Origin of the sequence: Bacillus sp. MYb209 (genome assembly GCF_002975175.1) — a bacterium.
In the GTDB taxonomy this organism is placed as follows: domain Bacteria; phylum Bacillota; class Bacilli; order Bacillales; family Bacillaceae_G; genus Bacillus_A.
Genome location: NZ_PCNZ01000007.1, coordinates 157,551 through 180,558, shown reverse-complemented (window position 1 = coordinate 180,558; position 23,008 = coordinate 157,551). Strand labels below are relative to the sequence as shown.

The window sequence follows — 23,008 nt, the reverse complement described above, 5'->3', positions numbered from 1 at the left end:
ACCTCTGCTGCTTCCTCAGATTCTTCTAACTCCGCAACTTCTTCTGCTTCCTCAGATTCTTCTAACTCCGCAACTTCTTCTGCTTCCTCAGATTCTTCTAACTCCGCAACTTCTTCTGCTTCCTCAGATTCTTCTAACTCCGCAACTTCTTCTGCTTCCTCAGATTCTTCTAACTCCGCAACTTCTTCTGCTTCCTCAGGTTCTTCTAACTCCGCAACTTCTTCTGCTTCCTTAGATTCTTCTTCAAAAGCATCTGGTATTTCTATAGTAATTGTTTCTTCAAGCTTTTCATCTGCTTTTACAATCACTACATCTTCTAAGGATCCTTCTTCGACTTGATTTGCTGCAACTTCAGCAACATTTTCTTCTATTTCTGTATTACATTCATTTTCTTCTGTTAATATCGAATACACATGCTCTACTTTAGAATCTATTGACTCTTCTTGTAAAGTTTCTTCGTTATCTTCTGTAGATGATAACGCCACTACATCTTGCTCCTGCTTCAAGGCTTGTACAATTGTAGCCTCTTCTTCCACATGCTGTCCTACTGTTTTATGAAGCAATTCATCACTCTGGCTTTCTTCTAATGAAGGGGCTTGACGTTCAACTTCGTAACCGTTTTTCTCTAACCATGCATCCACAACCGATTTTTCTTCTACTTTATTACTTCGTTCGTTCACTTCATTCTTAACAGATGAACTCCCTTGTAGAACTCCCGAAAAGTCGGATAATGTATATCCCTTTTTCTCTAACCATGCGTCAACAACTGCTTTTCCTTCAACGGATATTTCAAGATCTTCTCTTTCTTTTTCTTCCTCCTGCACAACCTTCGTTTCTACTGAAGGACGGTTATATCCATAAATCGGAGAAATCATTTCTGTTGGACGAAATGGTCTACGGTTACTTTCTTGCGACGGTACGAATGCTTTTTTTACGACAGGCTCTGGTTCCGGTTCATATTGCAATTCCGGTTCCTCATATGTAGGTGCTTCTGTTTCCACATACGGTCGTCTGCTTCTTTCCACTTTTATTCCTCTTTGAGTAGGCTGTTCTTCATATGCTCCTCTTTGAATAGGTTGTTCTTCAAAGTTAGGTAGTTCTCTTACATTCTCCTCATCGAAGCCATTATCTGGTATTAATGGAAAACGGCATTTCCCTGCATTCCGACTTGCCATTTGTGCTTCTCTTGCTTCAGTGTAGTGGTTTACACGAAGAATTTTCGGCTGACTTTCAATTTGCTTTGGTACTTCTTTATTTATCGCTGTTTTTTCTTCCTCTTTGTTAAACAGCTTTTTCATCCAATCTAACATGCTTACCACTCTTTCTACTAAATAGTAACATCCTTTATTGTATCAGCATTCAGCAAAAAGTGCAGGTAAAATTAAGCATATTAACTTTATCCATAATATTCTAATTTACGAGTATTTTGTATATAGAAAAAAGCAGCCTTCCATATAAGACTGCAGTTTAAGCTTTATTTTTCCGATATTCATCTACACTATCCGTCACGCTTTGTAATAAAGAATTTACATACTGTGGGTCAGATAATTTTTTGTCTTCTTCTGGGTTTGACATAAATCCGAGTTCTAATAGTACTCCAGGTACTTTCGACCAATTAAATCCAGAAAGGTCATCTCGAAATTTAATTCCATTTACTTTCACCTGATGATTTCCCCTCATTTTGTTTACAATTGTTTGGGAGACTTGAAGACTTTCAGCATAGATTTCTTTCGTATATTGATTTCCTTCTGCTGGCGTCAATACAGCGAACCCACTTTGGTTTGGATTTTCAGAACCGTCCGCGTGAAGACGTAAAAATAAATTCGCCTTATGATCATTCGCGAATGTCGCTCGTTCCTTATTACTTATATCAACCTCATGTGACGTTCTCGTCATCAATACTTGTATACCTTTTGCTTCCAGTTTTTCTTTCAATATAAAAGCCATCTCTAATACAAGAACTGATTCCCTCTTTTTCGTTACAACTCCCGCTGTTCCGTCTGTTACTTTATATTTTTGCGTAGTTGCTCCTGGACCAATTGGCTCTAAATTTAAATTCGCTTTTTGTTGATGCCCTGGATCAATAACGACGAGAAACTTTTCTTGTTTCTCCTTACTCTCTACTTTTTGTTCATTATTTTGTACGGGCTGTTCAGTTGTCTGCGCCGGCGGGATTTCCTCTGTCTTTTCTTTGGCCGACACTTCCTCCTGCTTAAGTTCGGCTTGCTCACTCGTTTGAATTGCTTGCGGTTCTTCTTTCTTTTCTTGTTCTTCTTGCTGCTTTTCTACCGGTGCGTCTTCTTTTTTATCGTTGTTTTTTTCTTGTACAGAAGATGTTGTTTCTTTTTTCGGTTGTTCTTGTGAACAACCTCCCATATATATTCCAATGACTGCAATAGCACACATTATTTTTATATACTTCATTTTTCTCTCCTATCACTTTGCACCGGGCTCAAAACATTTTCTTACAGTATTTTTATAATATCATCCATATTCCCGATATAAATCGGTTGCCACGTTTCCGTACCGCGCTCAGCTGTATAAACAGGGTAAGTATCTTCATCTACATTAACGAAAACAGGATCTCCCATATCCGTTTCATATCCGATAACAATCCATCCTTCTTGCCATTTTCCGCTTTCATTGCTTATTAATGAATTTTTATGTTTATCATATCGGTAACCGATTTGCCCTTTTTCTAATTCAATTTCACTAAACACATATATTTCATAGGAACCTAACTCGATATCTTGCTGTTTTGAAGTTTCAATTCGTTTCAGAAGTTCTGCAATTTTTGGTTGTTGTTTCATACGTCTATCCCCTTCTTTTTTCTAAATTTTACCTAATCTATTTTAAAAATACAATATAGATTTTGAGAGAAAACGTTACAATGCTAGGAATTTCGCACAAAAAAATAGCCTCACGTATGCGAGACTACTTTTCTAATATCAATTAAAATTTAAATTCTTGTCCAACTTCAAAGCTATCTTCTAATACAAGAATACCTTTTTCTTGTGGAGCATCTGGAAGCTCTAATTCACGTGCAGAGCAGATCATTCCAGAAGAAGGAACACCGCGAAGCTCAGCAGGTTTAATTAACATACCGCTTGGCATTACAGCACCAATTTTCGCAACGACAACTTTTTGTCCTGCATCAACGTTCGGTGCACCACATACGATTTGTAATGTTTCTGTACCGATTTCTACTGTACAAATGTTTAATTTATCAGCGTTTGGATGCTTCTCTTTTTCAGCTACATAGCCTACAACAAATTTCGGCGTGAAATCAGCTTCTACTTTTTCTTCAAAGCCATTCTTCGCTAAAATGTCGTTAATTTTTTCAACAAACTCTTTCGTTAATGTAACGTTTCCGTTGTCTGTTACTTCTACATAAGAAGACGCATTAAAGATGTTGAATCCTCCTGTTACGTTGCTTTCACGATCATAAACGCGAGCAACATCTCCTTTACGGTCAAATGTACGGTTTTCTAAAGTAATATCTTGTAAGGTAACAATTAAAGTGTCACCAATTCCTTCAAGGTTGTAAAAAACGTTCACTTCGTTCATCCTTTCTCTTTTTCATCTGTCTTCTTCCGATTCTTCGCTAAAATAAAGATTGGCTCGAAGTCCCCATCTTCATATACGAATGAAAGTGATGTAATCGGAACATGCCCTTCGGCAAAAAATTTCATTGTCATTTGTGCAATAATATCATAACCGATTTCGTTGACGATATCAGCAATAATTAATACATCTTGGTGAGGAACAGCAACAACCATGTCACCAGAAATCTTTTCACGCATCGATTGTAGTAACGATTCGTTTAAAATACGAGTCGCATCATACCCATCATTTGTGTTTAAAAAGTAGAATGTATTACCAGCTACTGTTTCTTGTTTAAATTCATAACCTAATGAGCGAGCGTTGAATAATGCCATTTCACGCACTTGCTGCTCTGTAAGTTCTAATTTTTGTAATAGACGCTCATCAATTAGTCGATACGTTTTATTAGAATCGAGCGCATAATAAATACGTGTTTCCGCCGTATGGTCCGTCATAATAAACGGATTTCCTTCTTCTGATTGTTTCGGGAAAGAAGTAGAGCGAATAACAGGTAAAATTTTCGCCGTGCTATTTTCTTCTTTATGCATTGCAATTAGCGCTTCTTGTACGTAATAAGCGACCTCTTCAATCGCTTTTTCTTTGTTCACTTCCCATTTTGCCACTACTCCTGGAAGTGATACGTTAATACCTTTTTTCGAGTCTGTTTGTTCAATACGAAGAACTTCTTTCTCGCTATCATAATGAAAGCCCCATTCTGGTCGAGATAATTTCTTCATTAACTCGTCTTTCATCTTTTTACTTGTCATTTTCATCTCTTTTTCCTCCCTTCCAAAAAAATAACCTCCCCCGCGAAGGTAGAGGTTGTTTTTACAATTCAATTGGCTAATTGTCTTATTTTAAACCTTCAATAAACTCTTCGATTTGCTCTTGTGTTTTACGATCTTTATTTACATAGCGTCCAGTTTCTTCACCTTTATTGTACGCTACAAAGCTTGGAATGCCAAATACGTCTACCTTCACGCATAGATCAATAAACTCATCACGATCTACATAGTAAAATGAGAAATCACTATACTTCTCTTCTACTTCTGGCATAAATGGATCAACGAAACGGCAATCTGGGCACCATTCTGCTGAGAACATGAAGACTACATTCTCTTCATTTTTTAATTCTTGGAATTGTTCCATGCTTTCTAATGATTTCATCTATATTTCCTCCTCTAACGAGTGCACCTTTTCACACTATAATCTTTTCTTTATACTACCATACATCGCGCATGGTGCAAGGTTTATGCTTGCTTTTCATCATACTTATATTGCCCAACAAGTAACTTAACAACGTGTACAAATAATTCCGTTCGGTCGACATAATCATCTGTAAAAATACCGATAGCACCTTCGTGACTACGAATATCTTTTCGCTCTACAAACTCTTCCATCACTTCACTTAGCTCTTTTCCTTCTTCAAGCGGTGCTAAAAAATCGTCTGGTAACTTAATACGTGCCCCGCCCGCAACAAATGTTTTACCGTCAATCGTCGCTAAAGCACCCCAGTTACACATAAATAACCCATGCTCCGTTTTCATCACGCCGCCTTCAAGTCCAATGCCAATTTGCGCTTCTCCTTCTTGTAATGCTCGCTTCGCCCTATTAATCGCTCCTTGCATCGTCTCTTCATCTGAAAATGGTTGTGCCGATACTCCCGACGGAACAGAAAGAGACATAACCGTAACATCTTTCCAAACCTTCTCCACAGCCCCAACCTTCGTCTTATTCCTCGATCCAACTACTACCTTCATTTCATTCACCTCTACAAAAATTCACACTCAAATTCCTTCTACATTCAAACTTTTCACTTTCACAACTTTGGGCCTCGAACGTTAAAATAGATCGTACTCACTATCTATTCGGAGTGAGCAACAATTAAGCACTAACCGCTACCACATATCACTGAGTCATCTATTCAACAAAAAAAAGAAAGTGACTTTCCACAATATGTCCGGCCTCGAACATAAGAGCAGCCTTCATCTATCTTTCTCCCCCGAGGTTTATACACCGCTCGAGCAACAATTAAGCACTGACCGCTACCACATATCGCTGGGTCATCTATTCAACAAAAAAAGAGCTTTTCTAAAATCATTCCCGGCCTCGAACACAAAAACAGCCTTCCTCTCGCTTCCTATCCGGGGTTTAAATACATCGCTCGAGCACCATTTAGGCACTAACCGCCACCACATATCACTGGGTCATCTATTCAACCTAAAAAAAGAAGGGTTTTTCACCCCTCCTCTTTACGCGTTATTCTTAATCGTCTCTAACGTCGTCTTATCCGTTGCTCTCACAAGCTTCGTAATTAATTCCTTCGCTGCCGCATAATCATCAACATGTAAAATAGAAGCATGTGTATGAATGTAGCGTGCACAAACACCAATTACTGCTGATGGGATACCAGAGTTACTTGTATGCACACGGCCCGCATCTGTACCACCTTGTGAAATAAAGTATTGGTACGGAATGTTATGTGTTTCTGCTGTATCTAAAATAAATTCACGCATTCCTCTATGTGTTACCATTGTACGGTCATAAATACGAAGAAGCGCTCCTTTTCCTAATTGACCGAACTGCGTCTTATCACCAGATGCATCATTTGCTGGACTTGCATCAAGCGCATAGAAAATATCTGGTTGAATCATATTTGCAGCAGTTTGTGCTCCGCGAAGACCTACTTCTTCTTGTACAGTCGCACCAGAGTATAATGTGTTTGGTAATGTTTCATCTTTTAATTCTTTTAGCAATTCGATAGCAAGGCCACATCCGTAACGGTTGTCCCAAGCTTTCGCCATAATTTTCTTTTCATTTGCCATTGGCGTGAATGGGCAGATTGGAACGATTTGTTGCCCTGGCTTTATGCCAATTTCAATCGCATCTTCATAGCTATCTGCACCTATATCAATTAACATATTTTTTATATCCATCGGTTTTGCACGCTGCGCATCACTTAATAAATGCGGAGGAATTGAACCAACAACCCCAATAACAGGACCATTCTTCGTCATAACTTGTACACGCTGAGCTAATAGCACTTGGCTCCACCAGCCACCTAACGTTTGAAAACGAAGCATCCCATTTTTCGTAATTTGCGTAACCATGAAACCTACTTCATCCATATGACCTGCTACAAGAACGCGCGGGCCAGTTTCGTCCCCTTTTTTCAGGCCAAATACGCTCCCTAAACCGTCTTGCACAATCTCATCAGCATATTTGCTTAATTCTTGCTTCATAAAACGGCGCACATCATGTTCAAAACCTGATGCACCTTGTAATTCTGTTAACGTACGAAATAATTGTAATGTCTCTTTATTCACGAAGTCCCCTTCTTTCAAACCTTAGTAGAATACCTCTTTTATTGTAACGAAATTTTCGAAATGTTTCTAGTTTCTTCTTTTTTAGTAGCATTTGCATTATAATTATTATTGGTACACTATTTTTATTTTACAGAATTGAGGTGAATATATGAGCTGGAAAGGTTTAGTCACAGGTCTTGGCGTTGGATTCGCAGCTGGTTATTTCGTTGCAAACAAAGTACAAGAACAATCCCATATTTCTTCAGAAAAAGCATTAAAAATGGTGAAACAAGCATTAAGTCATAAAGGTGAAATTACTGGCTCTTGGGTACATATGGTTCCAGAGACATTTGAAAAATATGATGTCGCGTACGAAGTTTATCGCGGCGGTCTTACAACGATGTTAGATGAAATACAAGAACGATTTGAATTTTTAGTTGATGCTAAAACAGGTACTGTTTTAGAGGTTATTGCAGCATAAAAAGAGGTTTCCCATTAGGTGAACCTCTTTTCTTTTTGAGAATTACCAACAAAAGCTGATAATAACAGCAATACATAATAAGTGGAGATTGTTCCAATAAATATTTTTGGACACCCTCCTCTTATTAATATTAAGCTTCTATATTTGTTTTTCTCTCTATCTTTTCCACTATATGCCCTTCCTCATTCCACTTTACTGCACGGTAATATGCATCATGATAAAAAGTAAACCACGCCTCTTTTTCAGCACCATACTTCATCCACTTTTGTTTATGTTCAATCGATGTCATCGGATAATCATCGTATGCCATTACCCATAATACATTTTGATGTGCATGCGTCGGTAAAATATCCGCTAAATGAAGCATCGTTTCACCCTGACTTTCAAGACTGACAACGGCATGTCCATCGCTATGACCACCCGTATGCACCATCTTTATTTCATCCGTAATTTCTATTTCCTGCTGAAAAGTAACAATCTTATCAACGATTGGCTCCCAATTTTCCTTCCAATATGTATTACGCGATCTAACATTCGGATTTTTCATTTCATTCCATTCAGTCTCACTTACATAAATCGTTGCGTTCGGAAACGCCGGAACAAGGTGATTTCCCTCCCATTTTGTTAAACCAGATGCATGGTCAAAATGAAGATGCGTCATTAAGACGTAATGAATATCTTCAGCATGCAGTCCCAGCTTTTCTAAAGATTCCTTAACTGATGATTCTTCTGTTACACCTTGATTCCGCTTCATTTTCTCATTCAATTTACCGTTCCCTATCCCTGAATCAATAAGCATGTTTCCTTCTTTCGTTTGTAAGAGTAACGGATCTGTTCGTAAATAAATATGATTTGTATCATTATGTTTATATTTGCGTGACCAAAGTACTTTTGGCACAACTCCAAACATCGCGCCTCCATCTAAATGTGTATTCCCACCTTTTAGCCACGTCACTTTTATATTTCCAATTTGTAACTGTTCCATATCCCATCCCCCTTTTCTATTTAATTTTAACATAATATTCCGATTATTTTTCATATAAAAAACCTATGCATTACTGCATAGGCTCCGTACGATATTTTGCTTCAACTCGGTAAATACGATGACCTTTACTAGAGAATTTCTCTTCGTATTCTGTCATAATGTTTCCTTCATAATCACTATTATGAAGATCTAGGCTAAGGTAAGTTAATAACATACCATACTCAGCCATACTCATAAGAGAATATTCAAATAATCCTTGGTTATCAGTTTTGAAATGAATTTCTCCGCCATCTACTAACACTTCTTCATAATTGCGTAAAAATGTTTTATACGTTAAACGACGCTTCGTATGACGATTCTTCGGCCATGGATCTGAGAAGTTTAAATAAACGCGGTCAATTTCACCTTTCGCAAAGAAAACTGTTAAATCTTCAGCATCTTTATTAATTAACTTTAAGTTTGGTACTTCTTCTTCAATTAATTTATCAAGTGCATCTACAACAACACTTGTGAATTTTTCAATTCCAATATAGTTTATATGCGGATTTGCTTTTGCCATATCATACATAAAGCGGCCACGTCCTGTACCTACTTCAATATGAATTGGCTGTTCATTTCCAAATACTTCTTTCCAGTTACCAGCGCGCTCCTCTGGGCTCCCAATTACGATATGTGAATACTCATTAATTCGATCCATTGCATAAGGCTTATGTCTTAAACGCATAGATGTCTCCCTCTCTTTACAAAACTATTTCAAAGGAAAAATTCCTTCTTTCTGTTTTAATCAATCTATCAAGCAAAAAACCAAGTACGTACGAGCACTCGGTCCGTTTCTTTCAAGTATAAGATGTACCATTTTGATAAAAACTACATAAAGCATTAAACGAAACTCCGATGTTTCGTTAGCCAATGATTAACTACTCCATGACGAGCAGCTTCTTCTCTTACATGTTCCAAAGAGAACAACAATCGAAAGGATGATCCGTTCATGCCAATTAATCAACAGCATCAATTAGAAGTGTTAAAAGATATTTTAATCAATCATCAAAGTGATTGCTGCGGGACAGTTTCTGAATGCGAGCAATTAGAGCGACTCATTCAATCGTTACTCGCAAACGATAGTATAAGTAGTGACACTAAAGCAATGCTAAACGATGTATATTCTTATAGTCAATCGGGTAAATATTCCTCTAATTTGGACAACCATATTTCCAATAATCAAGAACAACTTACTCAGTGGATTGCTGGAATGGACAATTTTTCTTAAGTATTATTCTGAAGCAAGTAGTTGCTGTAAATATTGGTGCCAATATTTAGCTTCTGCTTGCTGCTTTTTTGTTGTGTGCCATTGAATAGATAAAATCGTTTGTGCTATCACATACCATCTCATACGCCTAAGCAATGATTCATCTAGTTCAACCTCATAATATCCGAGCCACTCACTCCATTCATGGCGCGGAACATACCAATATAATAACATACCAAGATCCAGAGCTGGGTCAGCAATAACAGCTCCATCCCAATCAATTAAAAACAATTCATCTTCATCCGACAATATCCAATTGTTATGGTTTACATCACAATGGCATACAACGAATTCATTGTACTCAATATCTTTTAATGACTCAGTTAAATATTGAAGACCTTGCTGAATTGTTTCATCAACTCTTATATCTCCTCTTAAAACGAGCTGTAATTGTTGTAATAGCTCTTGCCCATGAAGCGGCTGCTTTCCTAGCCTTTGAATCATCTGCACAAGCGCTTTAGAGGAGTGTATTTTCTTCAAAAGTTTCGCAACACGTTCTAGTTTCATATCCTCTGGCTCTAACTTCTGTCCCGGAAGCCATTTTTGAGCAGAAATTACATCACCGTTCGTTACCCTTCTTGTCCAAAGTAATTTTGGAACAATTCCTTCTGCTGACAATACCGCTAAAAAGGGCGATGTATTCCGCTTTAAAAATAACTTTTGTTGTCCGTTTTGCGCAATATATGCATCGCCCGTTACTCCACCAGCTGGTATAAGACTCCACTCTTTTCCTAATAATTGTTCCAACCATTCCATATTCATTACCCGTTAACAAATCCTTATCTTTTATAGTATGAAAAGAAAAACCGCAACATTTCTACACATGTTGTGGATTCATATATTTTACTGTATTTGAATGAAAAAAACTTGGCATAAGCCGAAAACAGGATAAATCACCTGTTCTTCTAGTTTATTTTACAAAATCACTCATATAATGACAACTTATCAAAATCGTCACCTTTGTCAATTCTACATTTATTACATTCTCATCGTCAAGTAGCGATTTGTCACATTATCGTCAATATATACGTGCTAATTGGAGCCAATTGAAGTTCCTTTCCTCTAAATGAAGAAATTGGCTCTATTTTCGCTTGCTTTTCGTTTACTAACACATGCCACGTTTCTTCTTTTGGCAGCTGCACCGTTTTAGCTTCCAAACCGCTATTAAATAAAACTACAATCTCTTTCCACGGCCCAAATAATTCTACATGTTGCAGGTGATATGCCAGTACTTCTGTAGATGTTTGCAAAAAAGTCATATGCTTTTTTATAAGGTCTGCATTTTGTAATCGGAATGCCCCATGCCCTTTGCGAATCGCAATTAACCCTTTTATATAGTTAACAGTCTCCATCTCTTTCTCTTTTTGATCCCAATCTAATTGATTAATTTCATCATTTGCATTATAGCTATTTTCATTTCCTTGCTTCGTACGATAAAACTCTTGCCCCGCATGTAAGAAAGGAATCCCTTGTGAAAGAATAACCATTGCAGTTGCTAAACGATGACGCCTTTTCAAAATTTCTTCTGATTCTGGATTACTTTGCACTAGTTTATCCCACATCGTCATATTGTCATGACATTCTACATAGTTGATGCTTTGTACTGGCTCTAGGAACAATCCTGTTTCTTTCATACTTAAAAGGCTACCAGCTACTATATACTGCAAATGATTACAGTCTACATGCCCACCAAATGCAAAGCCACGTTTATTTATATTAAAAGTACTTCCTTTTATTCCATCACGAAATTGATCATTAAACTGTGCGATACATGGCATTTTATTCGCATTATTTAACGTCGCTTTCTCTTCAAGAGGAAGCGGTGTTTGCAAATCCCATCCTTCACCTAATAACAGCGCATCCTGCTTTATTTTTCGTACTTCCATTTCTACCTCGTTCATCGTTTCAACATCTAAAATGCCCATTAAATCAAATCGGAATCCATCAACATTGTATTCAGTAAGCCAATATACAACAGATTCTATAATAAATTTCCTCATCATTTTCCGTTCAGATGCTATATCATTTCCAACTCCCGTCCCATTAGAAGGCATGCCATCTTTACCGTGACGGAAATAATACCCAGGCACCAATTTTTCAAATGAAGATGTTTCTCTTTCAAATACGTGGTTATATACAACATCTACCACAACTCGGATGCCGTGCGTATGAAATGTTTCAATAACCTGTTTACACTCTGATATTCTGTTATACGGGTCAGAAAGGTTTGTAGCATAAAATCCTGTTGGCGCATTGTAATATAATGGATTGTAACCCCAATTATATGCGGAGGAAGGGTTCGCCTCATCTATGCCACCGAAACAAAATAAAGGCAATAGTTCAACATGTGTAACACCTAAATCTTTTATATGAGACAATCCCGTTAACGTCCCATTTCGTCCCGTTGTCTCCTCTTCCATCAATCCTTTATATGTTCCCTTTTTATTCACTCCACTGTTTGGGTGAATAGTAGCATCACGAATATGCAGTTCATACAATATGGCATCTGTCATTGACTGTAATGGTGGTAATTGCTTTCGTTTTGTTACATTCGTCTTTTCCAAATCGATAACAACGCCGTATTTCCCATTTACAGTCACTGACTTTGCGTATGGATCCACCGCTTCATTCCATATTAAATTAATACAAACAAGAAATGTATAGTGTGCTCCGTCTAAATTACCTTGTAATATATGAATCCAAACTCCATTTTCTTCCCTGTACATTTCATGATCGATATATTCTTTATCACTTTTATAAATTCTTACTTTCGCAAGCCTCGCAGTTGGAGCCCACACTTTAAATGTTGTTGCTTCTTTTTGATACACAGCACCTAAATCTGTACCTTCGTAATAATACTTCTCATCGAAGGTTGTTGTTCGAATCACAGCACCTATTTGTAAATCTGTTTCTTCGTTCCGTTCATCTCGTACTGTATAATACTTCCCCACATCTAGCGGCTCTTCTATAAAGCACTCATACTTCGTTGCATCCGGAAGCGCGATAGTATGAGCAATCGGTAAATCTTTCACATTGTTTCCTTCTTGTAAACGAAATTTCCGACTTGTTCCATACGCATGTGGGAGCAAAATTGTAATTTTATTCATTTCATCTAAATAAGCATCAAATGGACGTTTTACTTTCAACATAAAAAAATCACCATCATTCTCAAAGTTAAAATAAAGTGAATCCTTAATCAGTGGAGGTCATCCCCACTGATTATTAGCCCCCACCAATCGGGCTTTTATGGGATAAAACGAGCTGCAAATAATAAGGCTTTTCTTATCAGCAAGACTCTATACAGTAACTCCATTATTCTCTATAGTATATTCACCTGTATAAAAAACGTTTTCATACATTCTATTTTTGTAATTTTATTTCAGCAATCGATTTATATTTCGGCGTTTCCTTCATTTGAGATTCGTATAAAGTAATCGTATCCGCTTGAAATGATATTTCAGGCACTTCTTTTATATTTTCCAAATCAAACTTTTCTTCTCCTACCCATTTACGTGCAACGGTAATATGTGGATGATACGGGCGTGTTTCTAGGGAAAATTCATTTTCTTCACAAATAGTATGCACTTGCTTTTGTAACTGAAACAAATCGTGATTCTCACTTACCTTCGCCCAAAAAATACGCGGCTCGTCTTCCCTACCAAACGTTGAAAATCCTTGTAACGTGAAAGATAGTTCTTTTGTTTCTGTAAGTGTTTGTAATCCATTCTTTATTCCTTCTAATTGTTCCTCTGTCGCACTTCCTAAAAATGAAAGTGTAATATGATAGTCTTCTTCATGTACCCACGAGCGAAATGGTAATTCATCCTTCATGTCCTCTTTATAATTAAAGAGCACTTCTTTTATATGATTTGGTAAAGTAATTGCGACAAAATAATGCGGCACCATCTACATCGTCCCCTTTATGTTATTGTTGCTTTTCTTTCTTATCTCATTCAGCTAAAAAGAAGCGAACCGTCCAAAAAGTCTAACCTTTGAATAGATTTATTTTCTTATTAAGTTAAGATCGCAATAGTAAATGAAATTATATCGACGCAAATTGAAATATATCGACTTAACAACAAAATACGACAATAAAAGCAACCTATTCCTAACAGAAAACCGTCCCAAAATATCTTTTGGGACGGCCTCTCATTATTTCGCTAATTCATGAATTGCTTGCGCATAAATCGCTGTTGCTTTTAATAAATCTTCAATTTCAATGTACTCGTCTTTTTGATGCGCAAGTTCTTCTTTTCCTGGGAATAACGGGCCAAATGCAACGCCAGCTTTCAATGAACGAGCATAAGTACCACCGCCGATTGCTAACAATTCAGCTTTTTCACCTGTTTGTTCTTCATATACGCGTTGCAAAGTACGAATTAACGTATGATCTTTATCAACATGATGCGGGCGGGAGTTAGAATAATCCGCTACTTCAAATCCGTGAGTACCAACATATTCTTTTAACTTTGCAATCGTTTCTTCAAAGTTAGTCGTAACTGGATAGCGCACATTTAATCCTAAATTACCACCGTTTTCTTGCGAATAAGACAGGCGACCAAGATTCACTGTTAACGGGCCGCTAATATCGTCTTTATAAGAAATACCAGCTTTTTCTCCTAAAATATCTCCTGTAAATGTTTCTGTTACAAACGATGCAAATGAAGCCCCTTTTCCATCAAGAGAAACTTTCGTTAAGCAGTTTGCCAATAATAAACCTGCATTTTCTCCCTTTTCTGGGGTAGATCCGTGAGCTGAAATCCCTTTGATTTGCAACGTCAACGTATTTCCTTCTACAATTGCTTTACCTATTTTTTTAGCAGTTTGTAAATACTCTTCATATGCTACTGTAAGTGCATTTACATCTTCTCCTGTAATAACCGCTTCTGCAAAATCAGGAACCATATTTAAACGACGACCTGACTCAAATGAAATAAGCTTAAATGTACCTTCTTTCTCTTCGCCACCACTTTGCACAACTTGTATGTCAGAAATTCCTTTTTCCGCATTAATAATTGGAAAATCTGCATCCGGCGCAAAACCGATTGTTGGCATTTCTTCATTTTTAAAATAATGATCTACACACTTCCAATTACTTTCCTCATCTGTTCCTAAAATCATACGAACACGTTTTGAAAGAGGTAAGCCTAATTCTTTAACGATTTTCATCGCATAATAAGCTGCCATCGTCGGCCCTTTATCATCAATTGCACCGCGTGCAAAAATCTTCCCGTCGCGAATATCCGCACTATACGCAGGAGTTGTCCAGCCATCTCCTTCTGGTACAACATCAACGTGACAAAGAATACCTACTAATTCTTCTCCTTGTCCCATTTCAAGATGACCTGCATATCCTTCTAAATTTTTAGAAGCGAAACCTTCTGTTTCTCCTTTATGTAACATGAAAGATAAGGCTTTTTCTACACCTTCACCGAATGGTGCGCCCTCTTTCTCAGATTCTTCTTCCCATACACTTTTAATTTGTAAAAATTGTTGTGTATCACGAATTAAATCATCTTTTCGTTTTGTAACTTCTTCTGTCCAATTAATCGTTGACATCACGCATCCATCCTTCTTTTATATTCTCTCTTTCATCATAGCAAACGAAAATATCTTATGCCATACATGAAAACCCAATAACAAACAATTGTAATATTTCAGATATTTCTTATTAGTTTTTCTTTTATTTTCTCAAAAAAATTTGCAGGAATTTGGCGTTTTACGTAGAAATTTATGAGTTAGTTGACTGACCAAATATACAATGTCAACTACCAATATTTTTCTATATGAATATTTGTTAAACTTTTGTAAAATTTAAGTAGATTAAAGCATGAATTTTATCATGTAGAGTACAATGGTAGTAACGACCTTCTTTCCTGAATGGGGTCAAAAAAACTAGTAGAGGAGTGGTTTTCTCTTGAAACCTACAACTACTCGTATGCTAACACGCATTAAATCAATTTATATGTACATCAATGAAAACGGAACGGTAACGACGAAAGACCTTGTAGATGAGTTCGGGATCACACCGCGAACGATACAACGTGATCTAAATGTGTTGCAGTTTAATGAACTCGTGTATAGCCCCTGCCGCGGTAAGTGGACAACAACAGGAAAGAAAGTGAGAATGACCTCATAACAAAAAAATAATTGTATGTAAATAAATACATACCCCTTTCTAACTCATTAGAAAGGGGTCTTTTCTATACTTTGAAATTGGCGTTACTTTTCGTTATCTACTTGATACGTCTTTAACATTTCTACTTCTTCATCTGTTAATTCACGATATTGCCCAAGTTCTAACTCTTCATCTAACACTAAAGGTCCCATCTCTGTTCTCTTTAAATATACTACTTTTTTCCCTACCGCTTCAAACATACGCTTCACTTGATGGAATTTTCCTTCTGTAATAACAAGCTCAATTTCGGAAATATCATCACTTTTTAAAATTGTAAGTTCGCCTGGCTTCGTTTCATAGCCATCTTCTAAAATAACACCTTTAGCGAATTCTATTACATCCTCTTCCGTTACAACGCCTGAAATGTGTGCATAATATTTTTTCGGCACATGCTTTTTCGGAGATAATAGTTGATGCGTTAACTTCCCATCATTTGTGATTAATAAGAAACCTTCTGTATCAATATCGAGCCTTCCAACAGGGAATGGATCGAAAATCGCATCTTCTAATTCTAATAAATCTATTACTGTTTCGTGGTTATCATCTTCTGTCGCTGAAATAACACCTTGTGGTTTATGCATCATTAAATAAACAAACTCTTTATATTCCACAACTTCACCGTGAATCATAACCTCTTGCTCTTCTACATTCACATGAAACTTCGCATCTTTCACTGGCGTTCCATCAATTTTCACAACGCCATCTTTCAATAATTTCTTTACTTCTTTTCTACTTCCGTGTCCCATATTCGCTAATAATTTATCTAATCTCATGTTCTTCACCTTCTTTATTTATCATAGAAAAGGGGACGTATTTACGCCCCTTTTGATTTCAACTTTATTTTGAATCTACTACCAAGTTTACGCTGGATTTTCTCTAAAGCTTCTCCGCCAAATACTCTTTCTAGTACTCCCGTGCGAATCGCTAACAATCCGTAAACAAGACCACCAATACCTGCACAAATCGCAACTGTAATAAGAGCACCAATACGGCCATCAGGCGAAATCATGAAGGATAGAAGCCATTGTGATAGTTTTACAGCAATAACCATTACAAGTGTTAAGACTGCAATTTGGAATGTTCTCTTATATACAACACCAAATGAATAGTGTGCGTGTTTTTTGATTTGTCTATTCGTATACCATACGGAAGCCAAGAAGCCGACTGCAGTAGCCAAAATTGCCCCAACTGTACCGAAATAACGAATAAAGATTACGTTACATATAAATTTCAAAATAATACCCATCACAAGCGCAATAACCGCATGTTTCTGCTGGTTAATCCCTTGCAGAATTGCTGCTGTTACTGTGAATAAAGCGAATAACAATGCAACTGGCGCATACCACATTAGTACTTGTCCACCTAGTGGATCTGAATCGTAGAAAGCAGTGTAAATTGGATATGCAAGTGTAGAAATACCGATAACTGCTGGCAATGTTAAAAACATATTCGCCTGGAATGTTTGTGTAATTTGTAATTTCAAATAACGGTATTGCTTTTCAGTAAACGACTTTGTAATCGCTGGCACGAGCGTTAAACTAAACGCTGTTGCAAGTGATACCGGAATCATAATTAATTTATGCGTCCACATCGTGAAAATACCGAGTGCTCGCTCTGCGATATCTCCTTGACCAATCGCCTGCATAATAGAGTTAAATGTCAACGTATCAATTTGTTGATATAAAGGAATTGTTAATCCAATTACAACGTAAGGAATTGCATATGCAAACAACTCTTTAAACAATTGAACGGTACTTACCGTCGATTCTGGTACAGTTTGCTCAATTAAATATTGATCCAAATATTTTTTACGTTTTAACCAGTACCAAATTAATACGCCAAGTGCTCCAACTGCTGAAACGAACGCAGCAAATGTAGCAACCCCAACTGCCGTTGCTACTGTACCGCCAAGTACTTTAATAACGATGAAACTACCCGCTAATAAAAAGACGATACGAATAATTTGCTCAATAATTTGTGAAACCGTAGTCGGTCCCATCGATTGGTGGCCTTGGAAATAACCACGAATCAAACTTGCTGCCGGCACAACAATAAGCGCAAAACTTACGAGGCGAATAATCATCGTAACTTCTTCTATCTTATTTTGTAAACTTTGTTTACCAAGCATTGCTTCTGCAAATAATGGTGCGGTCATGTATAGTACTAAGAAGGAAAGAACTCCCGTTACTATCATCATAACCATTCCCGAGCGGAACATTCTCCGGCTCGTTTTATAATCTCCAAGTGCATTATATTTGGAAACAAACTTCGAAACAGCAAGCGGCACTCCTGCCGTTGCGATACTTAAAAATATCGTATATGGAATGTATCCATATGTATAGAGCGTTCCGCCTTCTGTGCCTACTAATGCATGAAACGGAAAGACGTAAATCATGCCTAAGAACTTTACTAAAAATGTCCCTAACGTCACAATAAGCGTTCCGCGCAGAAATTTTGAATCGGACATACAAAAATCCTCCTACATTTACATAAAGTGAAACTATAACTAGCGGGAGATTTCACTCCTACTGATTATTAGTTGAACCATTCGAGCATTTACGAGCAAGTGACCCCTCTCCCCTTCTGCTAAAGCTGGAGATCGTAGTCTTATTGCCCACAAATAGCAGGATAGTACTGAACTCTAACTTTTGTATTGTACCACAATTCTCCTCTTAAGCAGTACTTCACTCTATTTTTCTTTTAAGGGAAAACATGCTATTCTTTTAGGCAGGAAATGTAGAAAATGAGGTCGATATATTATGCATTATGATGTTATTGTCATCGGCGGCGGTCCTTCAGGGCTAATGGCTGCAATCGGTGCTGCTGAAGAAGGCGCAAGCGTCTTACTTCTTGATAAAGGAAATAAACTAGGACGTAAACTTGCGATTTCTGGTGGTGGTCGTTGTAACGTAACGAACCGTCTACCACTTGATGAAATCGTTAAACATATACCTGGAAATGGTCGTTTCTTATACAGTGCTTTTTCTATTTTCAGTAATGAAGATATTATTACATTCTTCGAAAATCTCGGTGTAAAACTGAAAGAAGAGGATCATGGCCGCATGTTCCCAGTATCAAATAAAGCGCAATCTGTTGTAGATGCACTGTTAACACGATTAAAAGACTTAGGTGTGAAAATACGTACGAATACGCCTGTTGAAACGATTGAATATGAAAACGGTCAAACGAAGGCTGTTATTCTGCAAACAGGTGAAGTGTTAGAAACGAATCACGTCGTTATCGCTGTTGGCGGAAAATCTGTTCCTCAAACTGGTTCTACTGGAGACGGATACGCTTGGGCTGAAAAAGCTGGGCATACAATTACAGAACTTTTCCCAACAGAAGTACCAATTCTTTCAAACGAACCGTTTATTCGTGACCGCACATTACAAGGTCTTGCTTTACGAGATGTAAACTTAAGTGTATTAAACCCGAAAGGAAAAGTTATCATTTCTCATAAAATGGACATGCTCTTCACTCACTTCGGCCTATCTGGTCCTGCTGCTCTTCGCTGTAGCCAATTCGTTGTGAAAGCGATGAAAAAGTTTAAAACGAACACAGTGCACATGAGTATCGATACATTGCCAAAAGAAAATAGTGAGCAACTGTTCCAGCGCATGCTGAAACAAATGAAAGAAGATCCGAAAAAAGGAATTAAAAACGTTTTAAAAGGCTATGTTCCTGAACGTTACTTCCTATTCTTATTAGAAAAAAATGAAATTGACGGTAGCGAACAAGCTGGACAAGTTTCTCATGAGAAGATTCGTGCACTTGTGAAAGACTTTAAAGAATTTACCGTTCATGTAAATGGTACGCAGTCACTTGAAAAAGCATTCGTTACTGGCGGAGGCGTATCCGTTAAAGAAATTAATCCGAAAGAAATGGCTTCGAAATTCACGAATGGTTTATACTTCTGCGGAGAAGTTCTTGATATTCACGGTTATACTGGCGGCTATAACATTACATCTGCCCTTGTTACTGGCCGAATTGCCGGAACAACAGCTGGACAAAATGCGAAAATGCAATATTAAAGAAGAAACAGGGACTCCTGTTTCTTTTTTTAGTATGTTGGAATAGCAAAGCAGTACACGAAATTATATCGGCGATACTTTAAATATATCGACCGTTTCTTCAAAAATATCCCTTCCTCCTAACTTCCCATTGCTTTTTTGTTGCTTTATATACCTTAGTACCTTTATATTTTATATTGTTGAATATTCGAAAAAGGGTAAGGGGAAAACAAATGAGAAAAAAAGTCATGATTTCTTTAATGCTAATGACGTTTCTTTCTGCGGTAGAAGGAACGATTGTTAGTACAGCGATCCCTCGTATAACGAGTGATTTGTCAGGCGTCGAACTTGTTAGTTGGGTATATGCAATCTATATGCTTGCAACAGCTGTTTCGACTCCAATATACGGAAAGCTAGCTGATTTATTCGGCCGTAAAAAAGTTCTGCTCATCGGAGCAACAATCTTCTTAATCGGTTCTGCACTTTGCGGAGTCGTTACATCAATGGAACAATTAATCTTCTTCCGTGCTCTTCAAGGTATAGGGGCTGGTGCTGTTATGCCGATCACAATGACGATTATTGGAGACCTATATAGCGAAGCGAAAGACCGTGCGAAAGCACAAGGCTGGATGAGTGCCGTTTGGGGTGTATCTGGTGTTATAGGGCCGTTAGTTGGTGGATTTTTAGTTGATTCCCTTTCTTGGCGCTATATTTTCTTCTTAAACGTTCCTTTTGGAATTATCGCTTGCTTAATGTTTGCCACTTCTTATAAGGAATCTGTTAAGTCCGCCGCTAAGCAACATATCGACTATCTTGGTGCGACAGTCTTCTCATTAAGTACAATTGCTTTACTATACGCATTATTAACAGGTAGCAGTAAGCAAAACTGGGGAGACATTTCAATTATCGGCCTATTAATCTTTGCCGCTGTTTCATTCATTATTTTCTTATACATCGAGAAAAAATCTCCGGAACCATTAATTCCGCTAGCACTTTTCTCTAACCGTACATTATCTACAATAAACATACTAACACTTATTGCTGGCGCAATGATTATTAGTATTACAGTGTATCTTCCAATTTGGAGCCAAGGTGTTTTAGGAAAAAATGCGACAGAGGCTGGACTCATTTTAATGCCGATTCCTGTTATGTGGACATTCGGTGCTATGTTCTCCGGTAACTTAGTTGGCAAGTTACAAACGAAACAAATTATTTTACTTGGAGCTAGCATTTTATCAGTTGCTACTTTCTTATTATTTACATTATCAACAGATTCACCATCATTCCTTATTTATGTTGCAGTCGGATTATTCGGCTTAGGAATGGGGCTTATTACACCAATTTACATGGTAACAATTCAAGCAGCTGTACCGGCCCATACGCGCGGAACGGCAGTTGGTTTAAACACATTTATTAATACATTTAGTCAAACACTAGGAGCTGCAATCTTCGGAACGATCTTCAATACGATGATTCATGCACGTGGCATTAAAAACCTTGATCTTGTTTCTTCTGGCGGACATGGAGGAGCTACAGCAAACGTAGCAACCGAGTCTCAAGACGCATTAGCATCAAGTGTACACGTCATTTATATGAGCACTTTCGGATTAGCGGTATTCACATTAATTATTGCTTGGCTCTTATTAAAGCCAGCTAAACAAACAAGTGAACAATAAAAAGAGGATGACCATTTTGGTCATCCTCTTTGCATAAAATCTACTCTTCATTCTCCACAATATGTTTAAGCACGGACAATTTATTATCCCAAAATCGTTCATAGTACGAGAGCCACTGCTGTAATTCCTCTAATGGTTCTGGATGCAAACGATATATCTTCTCTCTTCCGCTCTTTCTTCCACTCACTAAATTCGCTTCTGAAAGAATATGAAGATGCTTTACAACTGCAGTACGGCTCATCGGAAAATGATCCGTTATTTTTGAAATTGGTAACTCTTTATCACTTAATAACCGTAACACTTCTCGGCGGGTTGGATCAGCAATTGCTTGAAATACATCATATTTCGCTGCTGACGAGGACACTTAGCCTTCGACAACCTTTTTCAGTTTTTCATTTACAATCGCTACCCAGCCGCCATTCATTCTATCGCGAATAATAGAGCTCTTCGCATTCGCTTTCGGAAGAATTTCATCAGGATGTTTCCAGCCGCCGTGAATTAACGTAAATTCTGTTTTATTATCTCCTAAGTCTTTCAAATCAAATGAAACAATCCAACCATCTGTATCCCATGAGAAAGATAAATGATTTGGCTCATCAATCTCTAACACCTTACATGGTGATGGCCCAAATGGTGATTGCACATGAAACTCATGTTCTACCTCTAATTCGAAATCATTTGGCATAAACCATGACGCAATTCCTTCTGCAGTTGATACTACATTCCATACTTTTTGAATAGACGCGTTAAAAACGATTGTTTGTTTAATATCATTTAATGTATTTTGTTGTTCCATTTTATATCTCCTTTATTCGGCATCAAAATATAACACCTTTTAGTTTCACATTAACAATATAACACCTTTTGGTTTCATGTCAAGAAAGGCTCTTTTTCACTGTTGAGAAATTCTCAACATTTTTTCAACAGGACAAACACCCTTTCAGCATTCCTTCATAATATACTCACAAAGGCAATGAAAAACAGAAAATTCTCTCAACACGAAACTCCATCAATCATATTGAGAGAAGCGCCTAACTTATCTCATCTGTACTTCGTCTCTCCTCCTTCCCTCGGGGACAATACGCGAGATATGTAAAGATCAGAAGGAGTGTGCCCACCATTTGGGTGGTAGTTATTTCTCTTCTCCTCAATATTTCCTTAGAAGTGAAATGACTACCCACTCACTTTTTTAAACAACAATGAAAAGGGGATGAACGCTATGTTCTATTGCATTAACTGTTCTGAAATTCACCATGAAAAACATCCGAATGATAAAGTATTCAAAAATGGTTTTTATATTGATCCATTTTTAGGTGATCGTTATCACCTCGGTATGTGCACTGATGCTCAGGAGCATGAAACAGGAGAAGTTCTTTTAACGGAAAAGAAAACAGGCGCAACACAATCTATTATGAATATTTTACCGACTCATGTTGTCCCAACATAAAGCATAAAAAAGAGCTG

General features: G+C 37.4%; 23 protein-coding genes and 1 pseudogene. 6 read left to right on the top strand and 18 right to left on the bottom strand.

Annotation, left to right across the window (positions count from 1 at the left end):
- The 8 genes and pseudogenes from CQZ94_RS14850 to CQZ94_RS14815 all read right to left on the bottom strand — a co-directional run.
- Positions 1-1,310: pseudogene (locus CQZ94_RS14850) on the bottom strand (DNA translocase FtsK); the annotation flags it as partial.
- A gap of 157 nt (positions 1,311-1,467) precedes the next feature.
- Complete coding sequence (locus tag CQZ94_RS14845; RefSeq protein WP_105586015.1) at positions 1,468-2,424, bottom strand: N-acetylmuramoyl-L-alanine amidase; 957 nt, start codon at positions 2,422-2,424, stop codon at positions 1,468-1,470.
- Positions 2,425-2,465: 41 nt separating this feature from the next.
- The gene (locus tag CQZ94_RS14840; RefSeq protein ID WP_105586014.1) at positions 2,466-2,810 is read right to left on the bottom strand and encodes a thiamine transporter; all 345 of its coding nucleotides are present in this window, start codon (positions 2,808-2,810) and stop codon (positions 2,466-2,468) included.
- A gap of 142 nt (positions 2,811-2,952) precedes the next feature.
- Entirely contained in the window at positions 2,953-3,567 is a 615-nt protein-coding gene (ytpR, locus tag CQZ94_RS14835) for a YtpR family tRNA-binding protein (protein ID WP_070145159.1), read from the bottom strand.
- The gene (locus CQZ94_RS14830; protein WP_105586013.1) at positions 3,564-4,376 is read right to left on the bottom strand and encodes a DUF1444 domain-containing protein; all 813 of its coding nucleotides are present in this window, start codon (positions 4,374-4,376) and stop codon (positions 3,564-3,566) included. The genes ytpR and CQZ94_RS14830 overlap by 4 nt, the downstream gene beginning before the upstream one ends.
- Positions 4,377-4,455: 79 nt before the next feature.
- Entirely contained in the window at positions 4,456-4,770 is a 315-nt protein-coding gene (locus CQZ94_RS14825; protein WP_002015619.1) for a thioredoxin family protein, read from the bottom strand.
- A gap of 83 nt (positions 4,771-4,853) precedes the next feature.
- On the bottom strand, positions 4,854-5,363 hold the full coding sequence (locus CQZ94_RS14820) for a DUF84 family protein (RefSeq protein ID WP_105586012.1): 510 nt from the start codon (positions 5,361-5,363) through the stop codon (positions 4,854-4,856).
- Between the two features lie 492 nt (positions 5,364-5,855).
- Complete coding sequence (locus CQZ94_RS14815; protein ID WP_002123132.1) at positions 5,856-6,929, bottom strand: M42 family metallopeptidase; 1,074 nt, start codon at positions 6,927-6,929, stop codon at positions 5,856-5,858.
- 148 nt (positions 6,930-7,077) lie between these two features.
- Between CQZ94_RS14815 and CQZ94_RS14810 the strand changes: the two genes are divergently transcribed.
- Positions 7,078-7,389 carry a PepSY domain-containing protein gene (locus tag CQZ94_RS14810; protein WP_002112333.1) on the top strand — a complete coding sequence of 104 codons (312 nt, stop codon included), beginning with the start codon at positions 7,078-7,080 and terminating at the stop codon, positions 7,387-7,389.
- Between the two features lie 130 nt (positions 7,390-7,519).
- Here the strand turns inward: CQZ94_RS14810 and CQZ94_RS14805 are convergent, their stop codons facing one another.
- Together CQZ94_RS14805 and trmB are read right to left on the bottom strand one after the other, a co-directional pair.
- Positions 7,520-8,374, bottom strand: a complete 855-nt coding sequence (locus CQZ94_RS14805) for a YtnP family quorum-quenching lactonase (protein ID WP_105586011.1) — start codon at positions 8,372-8,374, stop codon at positions 7,520-7,522.
- 70 nt (positions 8,375-8,444) lie between these two features.
- On the bottom strand, positions 8,445-9,098 hold the full coding sequence (gene trmB / locus CQZ94_RS14800) for a tRNA (guanosine(46)-N7)-methyltransferase TrmB (protein ID WP_105586010.1): 654 nt from the start codon (positions 9,096-9,098) through the stop codon (positions 8,445-8,447).
- A gap of 264 nt (positions 9,099-9,362) precedes the next feature.
- Between trmB and CQZ94_RS14795 the strand changes: the two genes are divergently transcribed.
- Positions 9,363-9,641, top strand: a complete 279-nt coding sequence (locus CQZ94_RS14795; protein WP_105586009.1) for a YtzH-like family protein — start codon at positions 9,363-9,365, stop codon at positions 9,639-9,641.
- 3 nt (positions 9,642-9,644) lie between these two features.
- On the opposite strand, the gene CQZ94_RS14790 is transcribed toward CQZ94_RS14795, so the two are convergent.
- The 4 genes from CQZ94_RS14790 to pepV all read right to left on the bottom strand — a co-directional run bounded on the left by CQZ94_RS14790 (position 9,645) and on the right by pepV (position 15,239).
- Positions 9,645-10,442 (bottom strand): phosphotransferase family protein, encoded by a 798-nt coding sequence (locus CQZ94_RS14790; RefSeq protein WP_105586008.1) that lies wholly within the window; start codon positions 10,440-10,442, stop codon positions 9,645-9,647.
- A 245-nt stretch (positions 10,443-10,687) separates the two neighbouring features.
- Complete coding sequence (gene pulA / locus CQZ94_RS14785; protein WP_105586007.1) at positions 10,688-12,829, bottom strand: type I pullulanase; 2,142 nt, start codon at positions 12,827-12,829, stop codon at positions 10,688-10,690.
- Between the two features lie 211 nt (positions 12,830-13,040).
- A complete protein-coding gene (gene thpR / locus CQZ94_RS14780; protein WP_105586006.1) occupies positions 13,041-13,586 on the bottom strand; it encodes an RNA 2',3'-cyclic phosphodiesterase in 546 nt (181 codons plus the stop codon).
- Between the two features lie 246 nt (positions 13,587-13,832).
- Positions 13,833-15,239: a dipeptidase PepV gene (pepV, locus tag CQZ94_RS14775; RefSeq protein WP_105586005.1), complete on the bottom strand. Its 1,407-nt coding sequence runs from the start codon at positions 15,237-15,239 to the stop codon at positions 13,833-13,835.
- Between the two features lie 358 nt (positions 15,240-15,597).
- Here pepV and CQZ94_RS14770 point away from each other — a divergent pair, with 358 nt between their 5' ends.
- Positions 15,598-15,819, top strand: a complete 222-nt coding sequence (locus tag CQZ94_RS14770; RefSeq protein ID WP_000805512.1) for a DeoR family transcriptional regulator — start codon at positions 15,598-15,600, stop codon at positions 15,817-15,819.
- 83 nt (positions 15,820-15,902) lie between these two features.
- Here the strand turns inward: CQZ94_RS14770 and CQZ94_RS14765 are convergent, their stop codons facing one another.
- A complete protein-coding gene (locus CQZ94_RS14765; RefSeq protein ID WP_002123145.1) occupies positions 15,903-16,631 on the bottom strand; it encodes a pseudouridine synthase in 729 nt (242 codons plus the stop codon).
- 41 nt (positions 16,632-16,672) lie between these two features.
- Positions 16,673-18,325 (bottom strand): putative polysaccharide biosynthesis protein, encoded by a 1,653-nt coding sequence (locus CQZ94_RS14760; protein ID WP_105586004.1) that lies wholly within the window; start codon positions 18,323-18,325, stop codon positions 16,673-16,675.
- Positions 18,326-18,617: 292 nt separating this feature from the next.
- Here CQZ94_RS14760 and CQZ94_RS14755 point away from each other — a divergent pair, with 292 nt between their 5' ends.
- Positions 18,618-19,889, top strand: a complete 1,272-nt coding sequence (locus CQZ94_RS14755) for a BaiN/RdsA family NAD(P)/FAD-dependent oxidoreductase (protein ID WP_105586003.1) — start codon at positions 18,618-18,620, stop codon at positions 19,887-19,889.
- Between the two features lie 212 nt (positions 19,890-20,101).
- The gene (locus CQZ94_RS14750) at positions 20,102-21,544 is read left to right on the top strand and encodes an MDR family MFS transporter (protein WP_105586002.1); all 1,443 of its coding nucleotides are present in this window, start codon (positions 20,102-20,104) and stop codon (positions 21,542-21,544) included.
- A 40-nt stretch (positions 21,545-21,584) separates the two neighbouring features.
- Here the strand turns inward: CQZ94_RS14750 and CQZ94_RS14745 are convergent, their stop codons facing one another.
- Together CQZ94_RS14745 and CQZ94_RS14740 are read right to left on the bottom strand one after the other, a co-directional pair.
- The gene (locus CQZ94_RS14745; RefSeq protein WP_002015665.1) at positions 21,585-21,908 is read right to left on the bottom strand and encodes an ArsR/SmtB family transcription factor; all 324 of its coding nucleotides are present in this window, start codon (positions 21,906-21,908) and stop codon (positions 21,585-21,587) included.
- Complete coding sequence (locus CQZ94_RS14740; protein WP_105586001.1) at positions 21,909-22,340, bottom strand: SRPBCC family protein; 432 nt, start codon at positions 22,338-22,340, stop codon at positions 21,909-21,911. It lies immediately after the preceding gene.
- 423 nt (positions 22,341-22,763) lie between these two features.
- Here CQZ94_RS14740 and CQZ94_RS14730 point away from each other — a divergent pair, with 423 nt between their 5' ends.
- On the top strand, positions 22,764-22,991 hold the full coding sequence (locus CQZ94_RS14730) for a DUF3973 domain-containing protein (RefSeq protein WP_002112352.1): 228 nt from the start codon (positions 22,764-22,766) through the stop codon (positions 22,989-22,991).
- Positions 22,992-23,008: the final 17 nt, after the last annotated feature.